Raw genomic sequence first — 19,996 nt, 5'->3', positions numbered from 1 at the left:
AACTCCCGGCCATTCATTCCCGCACGCATTTCACCAAATCATTCAGGACCTGAAACGATGACGGACCACGCCTCTCTCGATTCCGACGATCTCGCCGCCTTGCCCGATTCCGCGCGCCGCGTCGCACAGTTGTTGCGCGAACGCGGCCACGCGGGGCGGATCGTGATGCTGCCGGAAACCGGCAAGACATCCGCCGAAGCCGCTGCCGGTCTCGGCTGCTCGGTCGCGCAGATCGCCAAGTCGATCCTGTTCCGCCGCCGCGAAGACGACGCGCCGGTGCTGGTGGTCGCGAGCGGCGCGAATCGCGTCGACGAAAAAAAGGTCGCGGCGCAAGTCGGCGAGATCGGCCGTGCGGATGCGAAGTTCGTCCGCGAGAAAACGGGTTATGCGATCGGCGGCGTCTGCCCGATCGGCCACGCCACGGAGCCGGTCACGCTGATCGATGCCGATCTGCTTGAACTGGACAGCCTGTGGGCCGCCGCGGGTCATCCGCATGCGGTGTTCAATCTGACGGCGCAGGAATTGATCACGTTGACGGGTGCGCCGGTGTTTGACGTGGCGTTGCGCGAGACGGTGTGAAGCCATGACAGCGGGCATCGATAACGAAGACGACGAGGCTGCCGTGCCGTCACCGTGCATCAGCGTGTGCAGGATGGACGCGTCGACCGGTTGGTGCGAAGGCTGCCTGCGCACGATCGACGAAATCGCCGGCTGGTCTTTGTTCGACGACGACGCGAAGCGCGCGGTCTGGGACGCCATCGAGGAGCGCCACGCGGAGTTCATGGCGAAGCAGGCAAAGGCACAACGATGAACGCAGCGCCGCGTATCGTGAAGATCGGAGAAACGTTCAGCTCGACGCTGGAACTATCGGCCGAATCGGTCAAATCGTTCGCCACGCTCGTCAACGACTTCAACCCGTTGCATCACGACGATGCGTACGCCGCGCAAAGCCGCTTCGGTGGTTTGATCGCGTCCGGCACGCAGCCCACCGCGTATTTCATGGCGCTGCTGGCGACACATTTTTCGACCTACGCGCAACCGCTCGGACTGGAGTTCGATATCAAGCTGAAGAAAGCCGTCCACGCGAACGATACGCTGACGATCACCTGGCGGGTGCGCGACGCTTACTGGAAGCCGAGTCTGAACGGCGATCTGACGCATCTCGAAGGAACCGTGGTGAATCAGCGCGGCGACACCATGTTGATCGGCACGTCGACCATTCTTGTGATGCCGAAACCGGAAGCGTCGGCGCATTCGGGCGCGGACACACGCGTGGACACAAACGCGAGCACCAACGCGGGTAAAAACGCGGGCACAAGCACATCATGATCACGCTACCGGCATCGATCCGGGTCTTCGAACGCGGCTGGCTGTCGTCGAACAATGTGCTGCTGGTCGACGACACGTGCGCGGCACTCGTCGACACCGGTTACGCGACGCACGCGCCGCAAACCCTCGCGCTGGTCAGGCAGACGATCGGCGCGCGGCCGCTCGATCTGATCGTCAACACGCATCTGCATTCGGACCACTGCGGCGGCAACGCGCTCTTGCAGTCGGCATGGCCGTGCCGCACCGCGATTCCCGCCTCGGAAGCCGATGCGGTGCGCGACTGGGACGAAGCCCGTCTAACGTTTCGCGCCACCGGTCAGCATTGCGAGCGCTTTACCTTCACCGAAACGATCGCGCCCGGCGCGCAATTGCGGCTCGGCGCGCTCGATTGGCAAGTGCTCGGCGCACCGGGCCACGATCCGCATTCGTTGATGCTGTATTGCCCGGACGAGCGCATTCTGATCAGCGCGGACGCGCTGTGGGAAAACGGCTTCGGCGTGATATTTCCCGAGCTGGAAGGTGAAAGCGGTTTCGCCGAAGAACAGGCGGTGCTCGAAGCCATTGCGAAGCTCGACGTGCGGCTCGTGATTCCCGGGCATGGCTCGCCCTTCACGAATGTCGAACAGGCGCTTGAACGGGCGTTTTCGCGCGTCGCGTGGCTGCGCGCCGATCCCGCGCGGAATGCGAAAAATGCGTTGAAGGTGTTGATCGTGTTCAAGCTGCTCGACGTCCGCGCGATGCGCTTCGACACGTTGCTGCAAATGGTCGACGATGCCGCCGTGATGCGCGCCGCCGCGGCCATGCTCAAGCCGCGTGGCGAATGGTCCACGTTGGTGCACACGATCGTCGAGGAACTGGCGGCCAGAAACGGGCCATTGGAAATCGATGGAGAGCGCATTGTCGCGCGCCCGGCGTGACGTGCAAGGAACCGGCGGTAAGCCGCGTGCACACGCGAAAACACCAAAACCGTCACCACAAAAAGAAAGCCGCTCGACTATAAAGGCGAGCGGCGGAAATTCTGTCGGACGTGATCAGCGTCGAACTGAATCATACGCGTGCCGGTTTTTTGACCGCATCAGTGATTTCCCTACAGAAGCTTGACGCCGCCTTGTAAACCCGCATACAAGCCCCGCTACGAAGCCCCGTAGTCGCGCGAGTTCGGCGTCATTGGTCCGTCCAGATGAACAAAGCAGCACGGCGGTTGCTCCGGAATCCATAGCATTGCCGGGCAATCCGTCCGCACCGCGGCCCTTGCATCAGGTCGAAGACAGCCGTTTCTGAGGCACGATCCGCCAGCCGAGATTCACGCCGGCGGCCGCAACCAGGATCAGCACCGCGCCGAGCACCTGAATCCATGCGAGCGTCTGTCCGAACGCGACCCGGTCGACGATGATCGCCACCACCGGGTAAATGAACGACAACGCGCCGGTCATCGAGGTCGGCAGCTTCTGGATCGCGCCGTAGAGCAGCACGTACATGAGCCCCGTGTTGACGATCCCGAGCACGATCAACTCGAGCCACTGCACGCCGCTAGTCGGCAACGCATCGAAGCGCACGAACGGCGCCAGCATCACGACGCCGAGCGACACCTGGATCAGCGCAATCAGATGCGGCGGCGTGCCCTTCAGGCGCTTCGTGATGATCGACGAGACCGCATACATGGCCGCCGCGCCCACGGCATAGGCGACGCCGACCAGATACTGCCCCGGCACCGCCAGCACCGCCGGCTCGACCTTCACCACGAACACGAGGCCAATAAACGCGACCACGAGCCAGGCGACCGTCGACGCGCTGATGCGCTCACGAAACACCAGCGCGCCGAGCGCGACCAGCATGAACGGCTGCGTGTTGTAGACGGCGGTTGCCATCGAAATCGAAGCACGCGAATAAGCCGCGAACAGCAACACCCAGTTGACGACGATCGCCGCGCCGCCGAGCAGCGCGAGGCCGAGCATCTTCCAGGAAAAGAGCTTGCGCCTGAACAGGCCGAGTACGGCGCACACGAGCGCCAGCGTCGCGCCGCCGAAGATGCAGCGAAAGAACACCACATTGAACGGGCTCTGCTGTGACGACACCACCAGCCAGCCGATGGTGCCGGACATCAGCATGGCCATGGTCATTTCCGCCGCGCCGCGGCGAATTTCATTTGACGCCATGATTCGATCCTCGAATTGATTCCTGCATGAGAAGCAGTGTAATTAATTCATTCGGTCGAATACATGGCTAAACTTATGACTTCCCGCGAGGAAACCTAATAATCGAAGGCCATCATGACTAAACGCCTTGCTCCTGCCACACCCGCGACACTCGATGAAACCGACCGCGCGCTGCTCGCCGCGCTGGCGGTGGACGCCCGTCAGCCAGTCAGCGAACTGGCCCGTCTGGTTGGCCTTTCGGCACCCAGTACGGCAGAACGCGTCCGAAGACTCGAGGCGCAAGGCGTGATCGAACGCTTCACCGTGCAGATCGACCCGCGCGCGCTCGGCTTCACGTTACAGGCAATCGTGCGCGTGAAGCCCATGCCCGGGCAGTTGCATCTGGTGGAAGACGTGATCCGGCGGATTCCGGAATTTGTCGAATGCGACAAGGTGACGGGCGACGATTGTTTCATCTGCCGCCTCTATCTGCATTCGATCGAGCAGCTCGACGAGATTCTGTCGAAGGTCACCGAGCGCGCGGAAACCAGCACCGCAATCGTCAAGTCGACGCCGGTCGCGCGCCGCCTGCCGCCGCTAGGCTGAGCGATACGCGCGGCCAGGTCGCGTCTCGTCGCGCTTGAACGAAATCGTCGCCGTATAGCGTGGCTGAAGACAACGGCGGCAGAGCCGCACACTGGCAAGCCGGCCGCTACATGGCGTATGACCAGAACCGCTTACTGTTCGACCGCTTCGAAGAACGACAGCATTTCCGCGACCAGTTCGTCCGACGCCTCTTCGGGAATGTAATGTCCGCACGGCAATGAGCGTCCGCTCACGTCCCGCGCCACGTGACGCCATTCCGCCAGCGCGTCGAAGCACTTCTCGATCACCCCCTTATCGCCCCACAGCACACGCAGCGGACAGCCGATCTTGTGGCCGCGCTCGATGTCGGCACGGTCGTGTTCGAGGTCGATGCTCGCCGACGCCCGGTAGTCCTCGCACATCGCATGTACGGCGCCGGGTTGCGCCAGCGCGCTGCGATAGGCGTCGAGCGCTTCGGGCGCGAATGGCGCCAGGCCCGCGTGACGGCCGCCCATCACCGCATCGACATAGGCGGCCGGATTCGCGCCGATCAGGGTCTCAGGCAGCGGCTCGGGCTGGATCAGGAAGAACCAGTGGAAGTAAAGCGTGGCGAAGGCGCGGTCGGTGGCTTCGTACATCGCGAGCGTCGGCGCGATGTCGAGCAGCATCAAACGCTCGACGGCGTCGGCATGATCGAGCGCCATCCGGTGCGCGACGCGGGCGCCGCGATCATGGGCGCACACGAGGAATCGTTCGAAGCCGAAGTGGCGCATCACGGCGACCTGATCGGCTGCCATCGTGCGTTTGGAATACGGCGTGTGGTCGGCGTCGCTCGGCGGTTTGCCCGAGGCGCCGTAGCCGCGCAAGTCGGTCGCAATGACGGTGAAGTGCTCGGCCAGTTGCGCAGCGCAGCGTTGCCAGATCAGATGCGACTGCGGGTGGCCGTGCAGCAGCAGAAGGGGCGGACCTGCCCCGCCCTTCACTCCGAAAATATCGACGTCGCCCACGGCGACGCGAAAGGGCGTGAAATCCTCGAAGGCCATAGCGGGTCTCTTGTCGTTTGGGAGTCAGAGCATTGTAGGAGCGCAATGTGTCGATGCGGGGTGGGGTAGCCCACGCAAGCGTAGAACCTGAACACTCCTTCCAACTGTTCTAAACGGACATGATGTGGCCGCTTCGCCTATAATCGAACGACCGTTCTTAAATTTCCGGCGACCTTGGCAGTTGCATGGTGGGATCGCGGCGGCGGCACGACGCCAGTCAGCTTCGACGCACCCCAGGCCATGTGCCGCTAAACTCATAATCGCCGGGCGCACTACACCGCACCGGTCCGCTTAAGGAGACTCGCATCATGGCATTGCCCGCCGTCCTGCAAAAACTCGCGCTGCCTGTCGTCGCTTCGCCGATGTTCATCGTCAGCTATCCCGAACTCGTGTTGGCTCAATGTAAGGCCGGCATCGTCGGCTCGTTCCCCGCGTTGAATGCTCGCCCGGCCGAACTGCTCGACGAATGGCTCACGCAGATTCAGGCACAGCTCGCCGAACACAAGGCGGCGAACCCCGACGCGATCATCGGGCCGATCGCCGTCAACCAGATCGTTCATCAGTCGAATGTACGGCTCGAGCACGACGTGCGGGTGTGCGTCGAACACAAGGTGCCGATTTTCATCACGAGCCTGCGCGCACCGGCCCGTGAGATTGTCGACGCGGTGCACAGCTACGGCGGCATCGTGCTGCACGACGTGATCAATCTGCGCCATGCGCAGAAGGCGCTGGAAGCGGGCGTCGACGGGCTGATCCTGGTGGCGTCGGGTGCCGGCGGCCATGCGGGCACGACCTCGCCGTTCGCGCTGGTCGGCGAAGTGCGACGCATGTTCGACGGCCCGATCGTGCTGTCCGGCTCGATTGCCAACGGCGGTTCGATTCTCGCCGCGCAGGCCATGGGCGCGGACCTCGCCTACATGGGCACGCGTTTCATCGCGACCAAAGAAGCGCACGCGGTCGACAGCTACAAGCAGGCGATCGTCAACTCCACGGCGTCGGACATCATCTACACGAACCTGTTCACCGGCGTGCACGGCAACTACATCCGCGAAAGTATTCTGAACGCGGGGCTGGACCCCGACGCGCTGCCGGAATCGGACAAGACCGCGATGAACTTCGGCAGCGACAAGGCGAAGGCGTGGAAAGACATCTGGGGCGCAGGCCAGGGCGTCGGCTTGATGGACGACGTGCCGAGCGTCAGCGAACTGGTCGAGCGTCTGTCGAGGGAATATAACGACGCGAAAGCGCGGCTGGGTATCGCGCGGTAAGTGTCGCGCGATAAGCGCCTGGTCAGGGCGCTTTGCTGCGGCTCGATGCTGGAGCCGCAGCGCGTCCGGCACTCACACGTGGGCGTTGTGCGAGGCCTACGGTGCCTGCCTCACATGCCGGCCTCACATGCCGGTCTCACATGCCGGTTCCACATGCAGGCTCCGCATTCCGGCTCCGCGCTTAAACCTCACATATTGCGGCGGTACTGTCCGCCCACTTCAAACAATGCGTGCGTGATTTGCCCAAGCGAGCAGACCCGCACGACGTCCATCAGCACCGCGAATACATTGTCATCGTCGATTACTGCGCGTTTCAGGCGTTCGAGCGCCGCGGGCGCGTCGTCACGATGCCGAGCTTGAAAATCACGCAAACGCTTCAACTGGCTCTGCTTTTCTTCGTCGGTTGAACGGGCCAGTGCGATTGGCTGCGGCGCTTCGTGCGGATGCGTGCTCAAAAACGTGTTCACGCCGACGATCGGATACGAGCCATCGTGCTTGCGATGCTCGTACAGCATCGATTCGTCCTGAATGCGTCCGCGCTGATAGCCGGTTTCCATCGCGCCGAGCACGCCGCCGCGCTCGGTCAGCCGATCGAATTCCGCCAGCACCGCTTCTTCCACCAGATCGGTCAGCTCCTCGATCACAAAGCTGCCCTGATTCGGATTCTGATTCTTCGCCAAACCCCATTCGCGGTTGATGATCAACTGGATCGCCACCGCACGGCGCACCGAATCTTCGGTAGGCGTGGTGATCGCTTCGTCGAATGCATTGGTGTGCAGCGAATTGCAGTTGTCGTAGATCGCGATCAGCGCCTGCAGCGTGGTGCGGATATCGTTGAAATCGATCTCCTGCGCGTGCAGGCTGCGGCCCGAGGTTTGCACGTGGTACTTGAGCTTCTGGCTGCGCTCGTTCGCGCCGTAGCGTTCGCGCATGGCAATCGCCCAGATGCGTCGCGCAACACGGCCGAGCACCGTGTACTCCGGATCCATGCCATTCGAAAAGAAGAACGACAGGTTCGGCGCGAAATCGTCGATCGACATGCCGCGTGCAAGATAGGCCTCGACATACGTGAAGCCGTTCGCGAGCGTGTAGGCCAGTTGCGAGATCGGATTCGCGCCGGCCTCGGCGATGTGGTAGCCGGAGATCGACACCGAATAGAAATTGCGTACACCGTAATCGACAAAGTACGCCTGAATATCACCCATGACTTTCAGGCTGAACTCGGTCGAAAAGATGCACGTGTTCTGACCTTGGTCTTCCTTCAGGATGTCGGCTTGCACCGTGCCGCGCACGTTTTCCAGCGCGGTGCGGCGGGCGGCGGCGAGTTCGTCTTCCGTGAGCGGACGGCCTCGCTGCTGCGCCATGCGCGCAATCTGCTGATCGATCGCGACGTTGAAGAACATCGCGAGAATCGTCGGCGCCGGGCCGTTGATCGTCATCGATACCGACGTCTCCGGCGCGCACAGATCGAAGCCGTCGTAGAGCGTTTTCATGTCGTCGAGCGTTGCGACGGAGACGCCCGAATTGCCCACTTTGCCGTAAATGTCTGGCCGCTCGTGCGGCTCTTCGCCGTAAAGCGTGACCGAGTCGAACGCCGTCGAAAGACGTTTGGCCGGCATGCCTTCGGAGAGCAATTTGAAGCGGCGATTGGTACGGGACGGATCGCCTTCGCCGGCAAACATCCGGGTCGGGTCTTCGTTTTCGCGGCGGAATGGGAACACGCCGGCAGTGAACGGAAAGTAGCCGGGAAGATTGTCGAGCATCAGCCAGCGCAGGATTTCGCCGTGGTCGACGAACTTCGGCAGTGCGACTTTGCGGACTTCGGAGCCGGATAGTGTCGTGACGGTGAGCGCGGTGCGGATTTCGCGGTCGCGAATGCGGACGATGTGTTCGTCGCCGGAATACGCGGCCACGGTTTGCGGCCAGGCTTCGAGCAGTTTGCGTTCGCGCTCGCCGAGGGCGGCGCTGCGTTGGGCGATGAGGGTGTCGAGTTGGGTGGGTGCGTATTTCGCTGAGTCTGTATCGGGTGCTGCGGATGCGCTTGCAGTATTTCGGCCTGCTGCCTTTGCAACCGAATCGGCATCTCTGTCGCCTGCTTTTGTGCCTGCTTTCGTACTTGCTTTTGTGCCTGCACTCGCATCCGCTTCGCCGAGCATCCGTTGCGTTTCCGTGAGTTGCCAGCGCTCACGTGCGACACGTGCCTGCGCGTCGGCACGCTCGCGATACGCGTGAACGGTCTGCGCAACATCCGCCAGATATCGCACACGCGCCGGCGGCACGATAGCGTTTCGGCCGCTCGAAAAGCGCAGATCGTCGAGCCTCGGCAGGCGGCCCCCGCCTGCACGCAGACCGTGTGCGCGCAGCGCCTCCGCAACGTGCTGATAAAGCGAGGTCACACCGTCGTCGTTAAAGCGCGAGGCGATCGTGCCAAACACCGGCATCGCATCGGGCGCCTTCGCGAAGTCGCCGCGATTGCGCTGCACCTGCTTGGCCACATCGCGCAACGCGTCCGGTGCACCTTTACGGTCGAACTTGTTGATCGCGACGAAGCTGGCGAAGTCGAGCATGTCGATCTTTTCCAACTGGCTCGCGGCACCGAATTCGGGCGTCATCACATACAGCGATTCGTCGACGAACGGCACGATCGCCGCATCGCCCTGGCCGATCCCGGACGTCTCGACAATGATCAGATCGAAGCCCGCGGCCTTGCACAACGTGAGCACGTCGGACAACGAGTCGGTGATTTCACTCGATGCGTCGCGTGTCGCCATCGAGCGCATGTAGACGCGCGCGCCGCCGCCCCAATTGCCAATTGCGTTCATGCGGATGCGGTCGCCGAGCAGCGCGCCGCCGGATTTGCGGCGCGATGGGTCGATAGCCAGCACGGCGATGGTGAGGGCGTCGCCATAGTCGAGGCGAAAGCGGCGGATCAGCTCGTCGGTGAGTGAGGATTTGCCCGCGCCGCCGGTGCCGGTGACGCCGAGGACGGGAACCTCGGTCGCTTCAGCGAGGGTCGATAGTATTTTCTGCTCGGCCGGTTTGACGCCGCCCGCTTCGTACGCGCTGATCAGTTGCGCGAGGCGGCGGAATGCGAAAGTGGCGGGGTCGGCGGGGTCGGCGGGGTCGGCGGTCTCAGCGGTCTCAGCGGTACTGGTGATACTAGCGGTCTGATTGACGTGCAGGACACTGGCCGCCCGCCTCACCTTACCGGAAAGATCGCGTCCGCTATCCTGACCCTCGACACCTTGCTCAACATGCGACTCCGCGCGCGGCTCAAAACGCGGCAACCCATTCGCCGACAAATCGGCCACCCACGCGTCAACCGGACTCTCCCGTACGGCGACAGCGGCACGCGCCACTTCGGCGCAGCGCGCAATCATGTCGTCGATCATGCCTTGCAGGCCGAGTCGCTGACCGTCGTGCGGCGAATAGATCTTCTCGACGCCATAACGCTCGAGCTCGGCAATTTCTTCCGGGACGATCACACCGCCGCCGCCGCCGAACACCTTGATGCGCTCGCCGCCGCGCGCACGCAGCAGATCGACGAGATAACGGAAGTATTCGTTGTGCCCGCCCTGATAGCTCGACACGGCGACGCCATCGGCGTCTTCTTGCAGTGCGGCGGTGGCGACTTCATCGACCGAGCGGTTATGGCCGAGGTGAATCACCTCTACGCCGCTCGCTTGCAGAATGCGCCGCATGATGTTGATCGACGCGTCGTGGCCGTCGAACAAGGCGGCAGCGGTGACAAAGCGCAGGCGCCGGCCCGCTGGCAGCTTGTGGCCGCCAGCGCGCTGCGGCGTGGACAGATCGGTCATGTCTCCCCCAGATCGTTACGCGTATGGGTGCTGGCAACCAGTATAGCTAAACGGGTGAGAGCGCTTTGACCAGCCGGGCTGTGCAGCTCGGCGCATCGGTGGCCCGGAGCGCGCCGCTTGCTGCGTTTGACGACCGGGGATCGACCTCACCACTTACACCGCTGGGTGACCAAGCCCGCCGCGCCACTTACACCGCTGGGTGACCGAGCCCGCCGCACCGCTTGCCGCCGCGACCGGCCGCGCCTCTCAACTCACCTATCGCACCGCCAGCGCCTTGATCTGCTCGAGCGAAGGCCAGAGCGATTCGTTCGCGAACCGCTCGGCCAGGAAGTCGACAAACGAGCGCACCTTGGCCGACAGATGCCGCCGGCTCGCGTAGACCACATGAATCGGCAACTCGCGCGGCGGCACGTCGTCCACCAGCAGCGGCACAAGACGCCCGGCGGCCAGATCGTCGCCGATCACCTCCGTACCGAGCATCGCGATACCCGCGCCTTGCAGCACGATCACACGCTGCGCCTCCAGGTGGTTGACGATCAGATTGCCGGACAGACGCACGCGCGGCGCGGCATCGGCGGTCGCCGACGCCGACACGATTTCGAGCGCGGACACCCCCGCGTACTGCAGATAGTTGTGGCGCGCCAGATCGGCAATGGTCTTCGGCGTGCCATGCCGGCGCAGATAGGCCGGCGACGCGCACAGCACCAGGTGGGCGGTCGCAATCTGCCGCGCGATCAGCGAAGACGATTTCAGCCCGCTCGGCGATGCGCGGATCGCGACGTCGAAACCTTCGTCGATCAGTTCTACGACGCGGTCCGACAGAGTCATGTCGACGGTGACCTGCGGATACTGCGCGGCGTAGTCGGCCACCGCGGCCATCACGTGGCTCAGGCCGAATGCCGACAGCGACGACACCCGCAAGCGCCCTTGCGGCACGACGCTCGCGGCGCCGACTACCTGCTCGGCTTCTTCGAGTTCGGCGAGCACCTGGCTTAAGCGCTCGTAGTATTCGCGGCCCGCCTCGGTCGGCGCGACGCGCCGCGTGGTGCGGTTCAGCAAACGCGCGCCGAGCTGCTGTTCGAGGTGCATCACGTGCTTGCTCGCCATCGCGGCCGACATCTCCATCCGCTCAGCCGCGCCGACGAAGCTGCCGACTTCGACCACGTGACGGAACACTTTCATGCTGACGAGGGTATCCATCTCAATCGCTCGCTTCAGGAATCAATCGACGTCATTCTGCCGGGTTTATCAAAAACTGGTCGGCAAATCGGGGAGAAGCGAGCGCCAGAAGCGACAAAGCCCACCTTCCGAAGAAAGTGGGCTTTGCAGAAGTTGCCGGTTTCGGCAGAGTCGGCTTCACGCGGCACCTGCTTTCAGGCGCCGCCCGCCGTGACCCAGACGCTTAGAACTTCGCGCGCAAGCCTACGCCGTACGTGTCGCCGCTCGACTGGCTGCTGATCTTGTCGTACATATAAGCCGCGTAGACATCCGTGCGCTTGGACAGCGGGTAGTCATAGCCGATCGAAGCCGTCTGACGGGTCTGGTTGAGGCCGCCGCCGTCGCGCGAATAAGCGTACGACGCCATCACCGTGCCCGGGCCGGCCGGGACCGTCACGCCGCCCTGCCCTGTATTCACGTGCCAGCTCGTGGTGGTCTGCTGGTTATACGTGTACATGTACTGGCCATAGAGCTTCACGAATTTCAGGTCGTACGTGACACCGGCTTGCGCCACGCTCTGGCTCTTCAGGCCCGGAACGCCCGACGTATCGAAGCTGCCGAGGTCGCCCGGCACGCTGTTGAAGTTCACGTACTGATACACCGCGGTCGCCGCAAACGGACCGTGGAAATACAGCACCTGGCCGCTCCACTTCTTCGAACCGTTCTCGCCCGCCGTGTTGCCGAGCGCGTACATCGCCGTCGCGGACAGGCCGTTGAAGTTCGGCGATGCGTACGACACCGCGTTGCTCCAGCCCGAGTCGCCGGTCACGCCCATATCGGTCGAGTAGGTCGGGAACGTGCCGAGGCCGAGATACGTATGCCAAACCATCGGCGAAAACTGGTACGAGTCGATGAACGGGTTGAACAGAATCGTCGACACGAACAGCGGCGTGGTCAGACGGCCTGCCGTCACCGTGCCGTACGGCGATTCGATACCGACGTACGCGTTACGCGAGAACATCGTGTCGCCCGTGAAACGACCGTACTGGCCGTTCTGTGCGAGGAAGAAGCCTTCAATCGTGAAGATCGCCTTGTAGCCGTTGCCCAGATCCTCAGCTCCCTTCAAGCCCCAGTACGACGTCGACATACCGCCGCCGGACACCTCAGCCGCCGACTTGCCGCCCGGGAATTTCTGCGCGCCAACCCATTCGTCGACCTGACCGTAGAGTTGTACGCTCGATTGCGCAAAAGCAGACGATGCACTGGCCAGCAGGGCGGCACACGCGGTTACCTTGAGGGTGGTCTTCAGCGCACTGCTGATGCTTGTTTTCATGGGTTCTCCTGTCTTTGTCAAAAAGGTAAGGCTGTGCGAAAGGGGGAGCTCGCGCGAATTGTTGTTGTCCGTTCGATCATCGAGCCAATCTGGGCGGGACCATCTTTGCGGACCATTTTTATGGACAAAAATATCGTGGGTTATTGCGGGTATAGCGGTCTGATTAGTTTTGTCACTTATCGGCCTGATAAAGCACTGGCCTCATGCGTCGTCACTGCATCGCCGCGGACCTTGCGGTCCGGCGCAAAGCGTTACTGATATGGCGCCCGACCGGGTGATAACGCTTCAGATGACATGCGGATGACGCGCCGCGGCGAAAACGATCAAATTTGACGACGGGAGAGGGTTTGCTGCCGAATGTTTTCAAAAAAGTGTGGTGTCGAAACGTCACATTGACAGGGGCTTTTTGGACGGCAACGACGCGCAATGCCGCGGCAAACCGGTTTAAGAACCGGAGAAGCGGATTCTGCGAAGCGTGGGAGGGGAATTCGGAACAGCGAGCGGTACGGCGAGGAGCGGTGTCAGACCGCATTGAAGCGAGAGCAAGACTCCCGCGCTGCCGTTAGTTACGGTACGGCAAACCTTCCTGCTGACGCGGATCGTCTGTCTGGCGCTGCATGGCACGGGAAGAGCCGCGCTCTTCGTTGTAGCGGGCGACATCGGCGCGAATCGAACCGGCACGAACCGGCGCGTTGGGCGGCGGACGCGGCACCGTGCGCGATTCGGCGCTGACAGGGGTGATAGCGCCGGCGTACTGCATGCCGCCGCGGCCGTCGTTAGGATATCCGGCCGGCCCGGTAACACGATGCATGCCGGGGTTGTAACCACCAAAGCCGTTGGCGTAGTTGCCGGCAGCGAAGTTCGCACCGCCACGCGGCAAGCGCGCGTTGCTGCCGACCAGGTTGCTGCGAGCCGGCCTTACGTTGGCGGCGCCATAGTAATAGCCGCCGTTACGCGCATCACCGCGCATTGCGTGACTCACAGCGACATGCGGCGAGTAACCACCACCGCTGCCACCGCCGCCACCGTGCGGCATGCCCGGCACTTTTGCGTAGGCGAACGAACACAGCGCGGCGATAACCGCGCCCAACGCCCAGTGCTTCGTTCTCGACAACCCGTCCACCAAGTGACTCACATGCCCGAAGACCTGCCTGAAGCCCACCGTTCGAGCTGCGATGGACTTGTTCTGGGACCGGCGCGAGCGCTGCGTATCTGTCGCGGCGCGGGGCATCCCGATGGCCTTTGAGCAGTAATTTATGGGTGCCGGCAAAGGGTGTCGAGCCAAAAAGTGTTAGGCCTCGACTGCTGTTGTAACACCTTGTTACTGCGACGTTTTTCCGCGACAAGGCACTTGCGCGAAAGCCTTGAAACAGCTTGGTTGCACGGCTATATCGGGCCCCGCTCAACGTGCTTGTATGCGACGAATTTCGCCTGGATTTTTCGCCGGATTGTCAAAACGGCAGTGGACCAAACAGAGCCGCTCGCCAATACTGGAATTGGCCGTGAGCGTCGGTTGAGGGCGGGTTGAAGGCGGCTGATGCAGCAATTTGATGCGTGAAGCTCATTAATCGATTCGGCAAATGAATTTGCATATTCAATCGGTTTTCAATAACAATAGTCGTTTCTCATAGCCTGGGGCGGGCGCATTCGCACGCGCCCTGCTTTCCGCGTCACCGAATCGAGATTCCTCCATGGCTCGCCCGAAACTGCTTCCCGACAATTTCACCCTGTGCCTCGTGAGCACCGTGATCCTTGCCAGCCTCCTGCCGGTCCACGGGCAAGCCGCCGTCGGGTTCAACTGGGTGACAAACGTTGCGGTCGGCCTGCTGTTTTTCCTGCACGGCGCCAAGCTCTCACGCGAAGCGATTGTGGCGGGCGCGACGCACTGGCGTCTGCATCTGGTAGTGCTGCTCAGCACGTTCGCGCTGTTTCCGCTGCTCGGCCTCGCGCTTAAGCCGCTCCTTTCGCCACTTGTCACGCCGGCGCTCTATGCGGGGATCCTCTTCCTCTGCACGCTGCCGTCGACGGTTCAATCGTCTATCGCGTTCACGTCCATTGCTAAAGGCAACGTGCCGGCCGCGGTGTGCAGCGCGTCGGCTTCGAGCCTGCTGGGTATCTTCATCACCCCCGCGCTCGTCAGCCTCGTCGTCACCAATCAGGCTGCGAGCGGTGGCGGCTCGCCATGGCATACGGTGGGCAACATCGTTCTGCAGTTGCTGGTGCCGTTCGTTGCCGGGCAGTTGTTGCGCCCGTTGATCGGCAAGTGGATCGAGCGCAATCGCGGCGTGCTGAAGTTCGTCGACCAGGGCTCGATCCTGCTGGTGGTGTACGGCGCGTTCAGCGAGGCTGTCAACGAGGGCCTGTGGCACCAGATCCCGCTGTCCGCGCTCGGCGGCCTGCTGTTGATCTGCGTTGTGCTGCTCGCGCTCGCGCTGGCCTTGACGATCTTCGTTAGCAAACGGCTTGGTTTTAGCCGCGCCGACCAGATCACGATCATCTTCTGCGGTTCGAAGAAAAGCCTCGCCGCCGGCGTACCGATGGCGAAGGTGATTTTCGCCTCGCACGCGGTGGGCGCCGTAGTCTTGCCGCTGATGCTGTTCCATCAGATCCAGCTGATGGTGTGCGCCGCGCTCGCCCAACGCTGGGGGGCGCGCGACACCAGTGGCGAGACCCGCGCCGCCTCGCGCGAGCGGCCCTCCGCCGCTGTCGCGCGCCGTTGAATACGCTCGCAATGCAAACAGGACATTCATAAGCGCCCTCCCTGAGCGTCATTTGAAGAAAGCCGCCTCGTGCGGCTTTTTTGTTATTTCACGCTCAAACGCCGCCGCTGTCGCCTCGGCCGGACGGCATAGGCAAAGTCCAGGACGTGGCAAAACCTGCCTGCAGCAAGCCCAGGACCGCACCGCACCATCTCGGTGCAACGCTTCATCAAAAATTCACTTAATCCCAGGCAAGAAGGGCCGATAAGTCGAAGGTCGCTCGCTACGCCCAACTGCCATGCAACCTCGTTCGCCCTCCCGATCCGCTACGCCGCGTATCGAGGAGTTGATCGCCCGGCGTGACTTGTCCGCCGTATTCCAGCCGATCATCGATTTCGACGACGGCGCGATTCTCGGTTACGAAGGGTTGATCCGCGGGCCGGCCGGCACACCGCTTGAAGCGCCATTCGCCCTGTTCGCGCAGGCGCTCGCCGAGGGCTGCGCGCTCGAACTCGAGCAGGCCGCGGCGCGCACCTGCATCGACGCATTCGCAAGACTCGATTTCGACGGCAAGCTATTTCTCAACTTCAGCGCGGGCGCGATCCGCCAGTTGGCCGCAGCGCTTGACGACACGCTCTCACTACTGCGTCATCGCGGCGTCGATCCGCGACGAATCGTGATCGAGCTGACCGAGCAAAGCACGATTCTGGATATCGGCAGCTTCCTGCCGGTGATTTCGTCGCTGCGCATGGCGGGCGCGCAATTCGCGCTCGACGATTACGGCACCGCGAACGCGAGCATGAATCTTTGGGTGCGCCTGCAGCCGGACGTCGTGAAGATCGACCGCTTCTTTATTCACGGCATCTCGAGCGATTCACTCAAGTTCGAAGCGGTGCGCGCCATGCAGCACTTCGCCAGCGCAAGCGGCGCAAGGCTGGTGGCCGAAGGCATCGAAGACGAAGCGGATCTGATCGTGGTGCGCGACATGGGGATCGGCTGCGGGCAGGGGTTTTTCTTCGGCCGGCCGCATGCCCAGCCGGCCAGCAGCGTCACCGACGACGCCCGCGATGCACTGCGCGCCGGTCACATCGCCGTGTTCCCGGAGAACACGCGCACGATGAGCAGCGCGTCGCCGTCGGGCGGCATGGCGTCGGCGAAGATGATGGTGCACGCGCCGGCGCTGCCGCGCCATGCGACCAACAACGACGTGCTCGAACTGTTCAACCGCCTGCCGGATCTGCACGCGGTGGCGGTGGTCGAGCACGACGAACCGGTCGCGCTGATCAATCGCCGCAGCTTCATGGACCGCTATGCGCTGCCTTACCATCGCGAGCTATTCGGCAAGCGGCCGTGCCTGCTGTTCGCGAACGCATCGCCGATGATCATCGAGCAATCGATGACCGTCGAGCAGATGGCCAAGCTGCTCGCGAGCGACGACCAGCGCTATCTCGCCGACGGCTTTGTCATCACCGACAACGACGGCAAATACGCCGGTCTCGGCACCGGCGAGAAGCTGGTGCGCGCGGTGACCGAAGTGCGCATCGAAGCCGCGCGCTACGCGAACCCGCTGACCTTCCTGCCGGGCAACATCCCGATCAGCTCGCACATCGCCCGCCTGTTGGGCAACGACGCGGGCTTCTACGCGTGCTACGTCGATCTGAACCACTTCAAGCCTTTCAACGATCAGTACGGCTACTGGCAAGGCGATGAAGTCCTGAAATTCGCCGCCGCCGTGCTCGCCGACGTCTGCGACCCGACCCGCGATTTCCTGGGTCACGTCGGCGGCGACGATTTCCTGATCCTGTTCCAGAGCGACGACTGGCAGGACCGCGTACTGCGCGCGATCCACCTGTTCAACGAAGGCGCACAGCGCTTCTACGCCCCCGCCGACCGGCTGGCCGGCGGCATCCACGGTGAAGACCGGCGCGGCAATCCGACCTTCTTCGGCTTCGTGACGATGGCGATCGGCTGTGTGCGCGTCGAATCGAATGGCGGCCCGTCGCTTTATAGCAGCGAGGAAATTGCGTCCGTCGCGGCGCTGGCGAAGCGGCGCGCAAAACACGAGACGAGCGGCTTCGTGCTGATCGATGCGGATGAGAGCGTGGCGCTGCTGCGTGGGCAGGCGGAAGTGGCGACGATGCCCTTCGACTAGGCACGCAACCGCGCCAACGCCAACGCCAACGCCAACGCCAACGCCAACGCCTTGTTTAGAATATTTTACTAAACAACATAAAACACACTCCCGTCAATATCTACGGGTATTTCCGGGGGTTGATCGCGTGTTCTCGAGGCTGATTCAGTAACGTTTTACTATACAATCGCCCGAATCCAAACACCGTGCGGCCGCCCTCTTGCGGCCGCTTCATTCGATGGCCACAACCATCCGCGACATCGCCCGTGCGGCCAGCGTGTCGATCGGCACCGTCTCACGTGCATTGAAGAATCAACCAGGCCTTTCCGAAGCCACTCGCGAACGCGTCGTCGAAGCGGCGCGGCAGCTCGGCTATGACGCTGCCCAGTTGCGTCCGCGCATCCGCCGCCTCACCTTTCTGCTGCACCGTCAGCACAACAACTTCGCCGTCAGCCCGTTCTTTTCGCACGTCCTGCACGGCGTGGAAGACGCGTGCCGCGAACGCGGCATCGTCCCTTCCGTGCTGACCGCCGGTCCGACCGAAGACGTGATCCAGCAGATGCGCCTGCACGCACCGGACGCCGTGGCGATCGCCGGTTTCGTCGAACCCGAAACGCTGACTACGCTGGTGGCGATGCAACGCCCGCTCGTGCTGATCGACCTGTGGGCGCCGGGCCTGCGCTCGGTGAATCTCGACAACGCCGCGGGCGCCATGCTCGCCATGCGGCATCTGTTCGAACAGGGGCGCAAACGCGTCGCCTTCATCGGCGGGTCGCTCGCGCACTTCAGCATCGCTCAGCGCGCGCTCGGTTACCGGCGCGCGTTTTTCGAAGCGGGCTTGCTGTTCGACCCGTCGCTTGAAATCCCCATCGACGCCGGCCTCGATCCCGCCAGCGGCGCCGAGCGCGCGATGCACCAGTTGCTCGACGCACCCGGCCCGCGGCCCGACGCCGTATTCGCCTATAACGACGCCGCCGCGCTCGCCGCGCTGCGCGCGTGTCTCGCACGCGGCATCCGCGTGCCCGAGGACATCGCGATCATCGGCTTCGACGACATTCCCGCCGCCGCTCATGCCACGCCGCCGCTGTCGACCATTTCGGTCGACAAGGAAGCGCTCGGCCGGCGCGGCGTCGAATTGCTGCTTGAAGACGCCCCCGCTGAACTCGAAGTCCGCTTGCCCGTCCATCTCATTGCCCGTGCCAGTACCTTGGTCAAAACGCCATGACGCAATCCGATCTGCTTCACCCCGCCAACAGCGTCGCCGCCGCGCCGCCCGTCGAGAGCTTCCGCAGCAGCGACTTCCTGCGCTCGCATGTGCAGGACACGCTGAAGTTTTACGCGCCGAACGTGCTCGATCCGAGCGGCGGCTTCTTCCATTTCTTCCGCGACGACGGCTCGGTCTACGACAAGACCACACGGCATCTCGTCAGCACGTGCCGCTACGTCTTCAACTACGCGATGGCGTATCGCCAGTTTGGCGACCCGCAGCATCTCGAGTACGCGCGCCACGGTTTGCGCTTCCTGCGCGAAGCGCATTGGGACGCCGAACACGAAGGCTACGACTGGGAGCTCGAATGGCACGACGGCAAGAAACGCACGCTCGACGCGACGCGCCACTGTTACGGCCTCGCCTTCGTGCTGCTCGCGTATTCGCATGCGGCGATGGCCGGCATCGAGGAAGCCAGGCCGATGATCGGCGCGACCTTCGAGTTGATGGAACACCGCTTCTGGGACGCCGCCGCCGGCCTCTACGCCGACGAAGCGACGCCTGACTGGCGCGTCAGCTCGTACCGCGGCCAGAACGCGAACATGCACACCACCGAAGCGCTGCTGACGGCCCACGAGGCGACCGGGCACCTGGTCTATCTCGATCGCGCGGAACGGGTGGCGTCGAACATCACGCTGCGCCAGGCGAAGCTCTCGCAGGGACTCGTGTGGGAACACTTTCACGCGGACTGGTCGGTGGACTGGCATTACAACGAGGAAGACAGCTCGAACATCTTCCGGCCCTGGGGCTTCCAGCCCGGGCACCAGACCGAGTGGGCCAAGCTGCTGCTGATTCTCGAGCGTTATCGTCCGTTGCCGTGGCTGCTGCCGCGCGCCATCGAACTATTCGACGCCGCGATGACCCATGCCTGGGACGAAGACCACGGCGGCCTCTATTACGGCTTCGGCCCGGACGGCACCGTGTGCGACCACGACAAATATTTCTGGGTCCAGGCGGAGACGTTCGCCACCGCGGCGCTGCTCGGCAAGCGCACCGGCAACGAACGCTTCTGGGATTGGTACGACGAGATCTGGCGCTACAGCTGGGCGCATTTCGTCGATCACAAGTACGGCGCGTGGTACCGCATCCTCACGTGCGACAACCGTAAGTACAGCGACGAAAAAAGTCCCGCCGGCAAGACCGACTATCACACGATGGGCGCGTGCTACGAAGTGCTGGCGCACGCGCTGCCTGACGGCGCGGCCGCTGTGTCCGAATCCGCGGAGTAAG

General features: G+C 63.1%; 16 protein-coding genes. 10 read left to right on the top strand and 6 right to left on the bottom strand.

Translation table 11 applies throughout. The features are described 5' to 3' along the window. Window positions 1-57: 57 nt before the first annotated feature. From ACOSV0_RS01255 to ACOSV0_RS01240, 4 genes are read left to right on the top strand one after another with little or no spacing between them, the layout of a single operon-like run. Window positions 58-579, top strand: a complete 522-nt coding sequence (locus tag ACOSV0_RS01255) for a YbaK/EbsC family protein (protein WP_434108209.1) — start codon at window positions 58-60, stop codon at window positions 577-579. 4 nt (window positions 580-583) lie between these two features. After that, entirely contained in the window at window positions 584-811 is a 228-nt protein-coding gene (locus ACOSV0_RS01250) for a DUF1289 domain-containing protein (protein ID WP_434108208.1), read from the top strand. Beyond that, the gene (locus ACOSV0_RS01245; protein ID WP_434108207.1) at window positions 808-1,329 is read left to right on the top strand and encodes a MaoC family dehydratase; all 522 of its coding nucleotides are present in this window, start codon (window positions 808-810) and stop codon (window positions 1,327-1,329) included. Before ACOSV0_RS01250 ends, ACOSV0_RS01245 begins: the two co-directional genes overlap by 4 nt. Then, a complete protein-coding gene (locus ACOSV0_RS01240; protein WP_434108205.1) occupies window positions 1,326-2,246 on the top strand; it encodes an MBL fold metallo-hydrolase in 921 nt (306 codons plus the stop codon). Before ACOSV0_RS01245 ends, ACOSV0_RS01240 begins: the two co-directional genes overlap by 4 nt. Window positions 2,247-2,585: 339 nt before the next feature. On the opposite strand, the gene ACOSV0_RS01235 is transcribed toward ACOSV0_RS01240, so the two are convergent. After that, window positions 2,586-3,485 carry a DMT family transporter gene (locus ACOSV0_RS01235; RefSeq protein WP_434108203.1) on the bottom strand — a complete coding sequence of 300 codons (900 nt, stop codon included), beginning with the start codon at window positions 3,483-3,485 and terminating at the stop codon, window positions 2,586-2,588. 114 nt (window positions 3,486-3,599) lie between these two features. Here ACOSV0_RS01235 and ACOSV0_RS01230 point away from each other — a divergent pair, with 114 nt between their 5' ends. Next, window positions 3,600-4,070, top strand: a complete 471-nt coding sequence (locus ACOSV0_RS01230) for an Lrp/AsnC family transcriptional regulator (RefSeq protein ID WP_434108202.1) — start codon at window positions 3,600-3,602, stop codon at window positions 4,068-4,070. A gap of 131 nt (window positions 4,071-4,201) precedes the next feature. On the opposite strand, the gene ACOSV0_RS01225 is transcribed toward ACOSV0_RS01230, so the two are convergent. Then, window positions 4,202-5,092: an alpha/beta fold hydrolase gene (locus tag ACOSV0_RS01225; RefSeq protein ID WP_434108201.1), complete on the bottom strand. Its 891-nt coding sequence runs from the start codon at window positions 5,090-5,092 to the stop codon at window positions 4,202-4,204. 308 nt (window positions 5,093-5,400) lie between these two features. Between ACOSV0_RS01225 and ACOSV0_RS01220 the strand changes: the two genes are divergently transcribed. Further along, the gene (locus tag ACOSV0_RS01220) at window positions 5,401-6,360 is read left to right on the top strand and encodes an NAD(P)H-dependent flavin oxidoreductase (RefSeq protein ID WP_434108200.1); all 960 of its coding nucleotides are present in this window, start codon (window positions 5,401-5,403) and stop codon (window positions 6,358-6,360) included. A gap of 188 nt (window positions 6,361-6,548) precedes the next feature. Here ACOSV0_RS01220 and ACOSV0_RS01215 read toward each other — a convergent pair whose 3' ends face one another. The 4 genes from ACOSV0_RS01215 to ACOSV0_RS01200 all read right to left on the bottom strand — a co-directional run bounded on the left by ACOSV0_RS01215 (window position 6,549) and on the right by ACOSV0_RS01200 (window position 13,792). After that, window positions 6,549-10,178 carry a methylmalonyl-CoA mutase family protein gene (locus ACOSV0_RS01215; RefSeq protein ID WP_434108199.1) on the bottom strand — a complete coding sequence of 1,210 codons (3,630 nt, stop codon included), beginning with the start codon at window positions 10,176-10,178 and terminating at the stop codon, window positions 6,549-6,551. Window positions 10,179-10,433: 255 nt separating this feature from the next. Further along, complete coding sequence (locus tag ACOSV0_RS01210) at window positions 10,434-11,378, bottom strand: LysR family transcriptional regulator (RefSeq protein ID WP_434108198.1); 945 nt, start codon at window positions 11,376-11,378, stop codon at window positions 10,434-10,436. Window positions 11,379-11,580: 202 nt separating this feature from the next. Further along, a complete protein-coding gene (locus tag ACOSV0_RS01205; protein WP_434108197.1) occupies window positions 11,581-12,669 on the bottom strand; it encodes a porin in 1,089 nt (362 codons plus the stop codon). A 562-nt stretch (window positions 12,670-13,231) separates the two neighbouring features. Next, window positions 13,232-13,792 carry a hypothetical protein gene (locus ACOSV0_RS01200; protein ID WP_434110363.1) on the bottom strand — a complete coding sequence of 187 codons (561 nt, stop codon included), beginning with the start codon at window positions 13,790-13,792 and terminating at the stop codon, window positions 13,232-13,234. Between the two features lie 568 nt (window positions 13,793-14,360). Here ACOSV0_RS01200 and ACOSV0_RS01195 point away from each other — a divergent pair. From ACOSV0_RS01195 to ACOSV0_RS01180, 4 genes are all read left to right on the top strand, one after another. Then, entirely contained in the window at window positions 14,361-15,389 is a 1,029-nt protein-coding gene (locus tag ACOSV0_RS01195) for a bile acid:sodium symporter family protein (RefSeq protein WP_434108195.1), read from the top strand. Window positions 15,390-15,666: 277 nt separating this feature from the next. Continuing rightward, window positions 15,667-17,520 (top strand): EAL domain-containing protein, encoded by a 1,854-nt coding sequence (locus ACOSV0_RS01190; RefSeq protein WP_434108194.1) that lies wholly within the window; start codon window positions 15,667-15,669, stop codon window positions 17,518-17,520. A gap of 217 nt (window positions 17,521-17,737) precedes the next feature. Then, a complete protein-coding gene (locus ACOSV0_RS01185; RefSeq protein ID WP_434108193.1) occupies window positions 17,738-18,724 on the top strand; it encodes a LacI family DNA-binding transcriptional regulator in 987 nt (328 codons plus the stop codon). After that, window positions 18,721-19,995 (top strand): AGE family epimerase/isomerase, encoded by a 1,275-nt coding sequence (locus ACOSV0_RS01180; RefSeq protein WP_434108192.1) that lies wholly within the window; start codon window positions 18,721-18,723, stop codon window positions 19,993-19,995. The genes ACOSV0_RS01185 and ACOSV0_RS01180 overlap by 4 nt, the downstream gene beginning before the upstream one ends. Window position 19,996: the final 1 nt, after the last annotated feature.

Origin of the sequence: Paraburkholderia caffeinilytica, assembly GCF_051027425.1 — a bacterium.
In the GTDB taxonomy this organism is placed as follows: Bacteria; Pseudomonadota; Gammaproteobacteria; order Burkholderiales; family Burkholderiaceae; genus Paraburkholderia; species Paraburkholderia caffeinilytica_A.
This window is presented reverse-complemented; position numbering and strand designations above follow the sequence as displayed.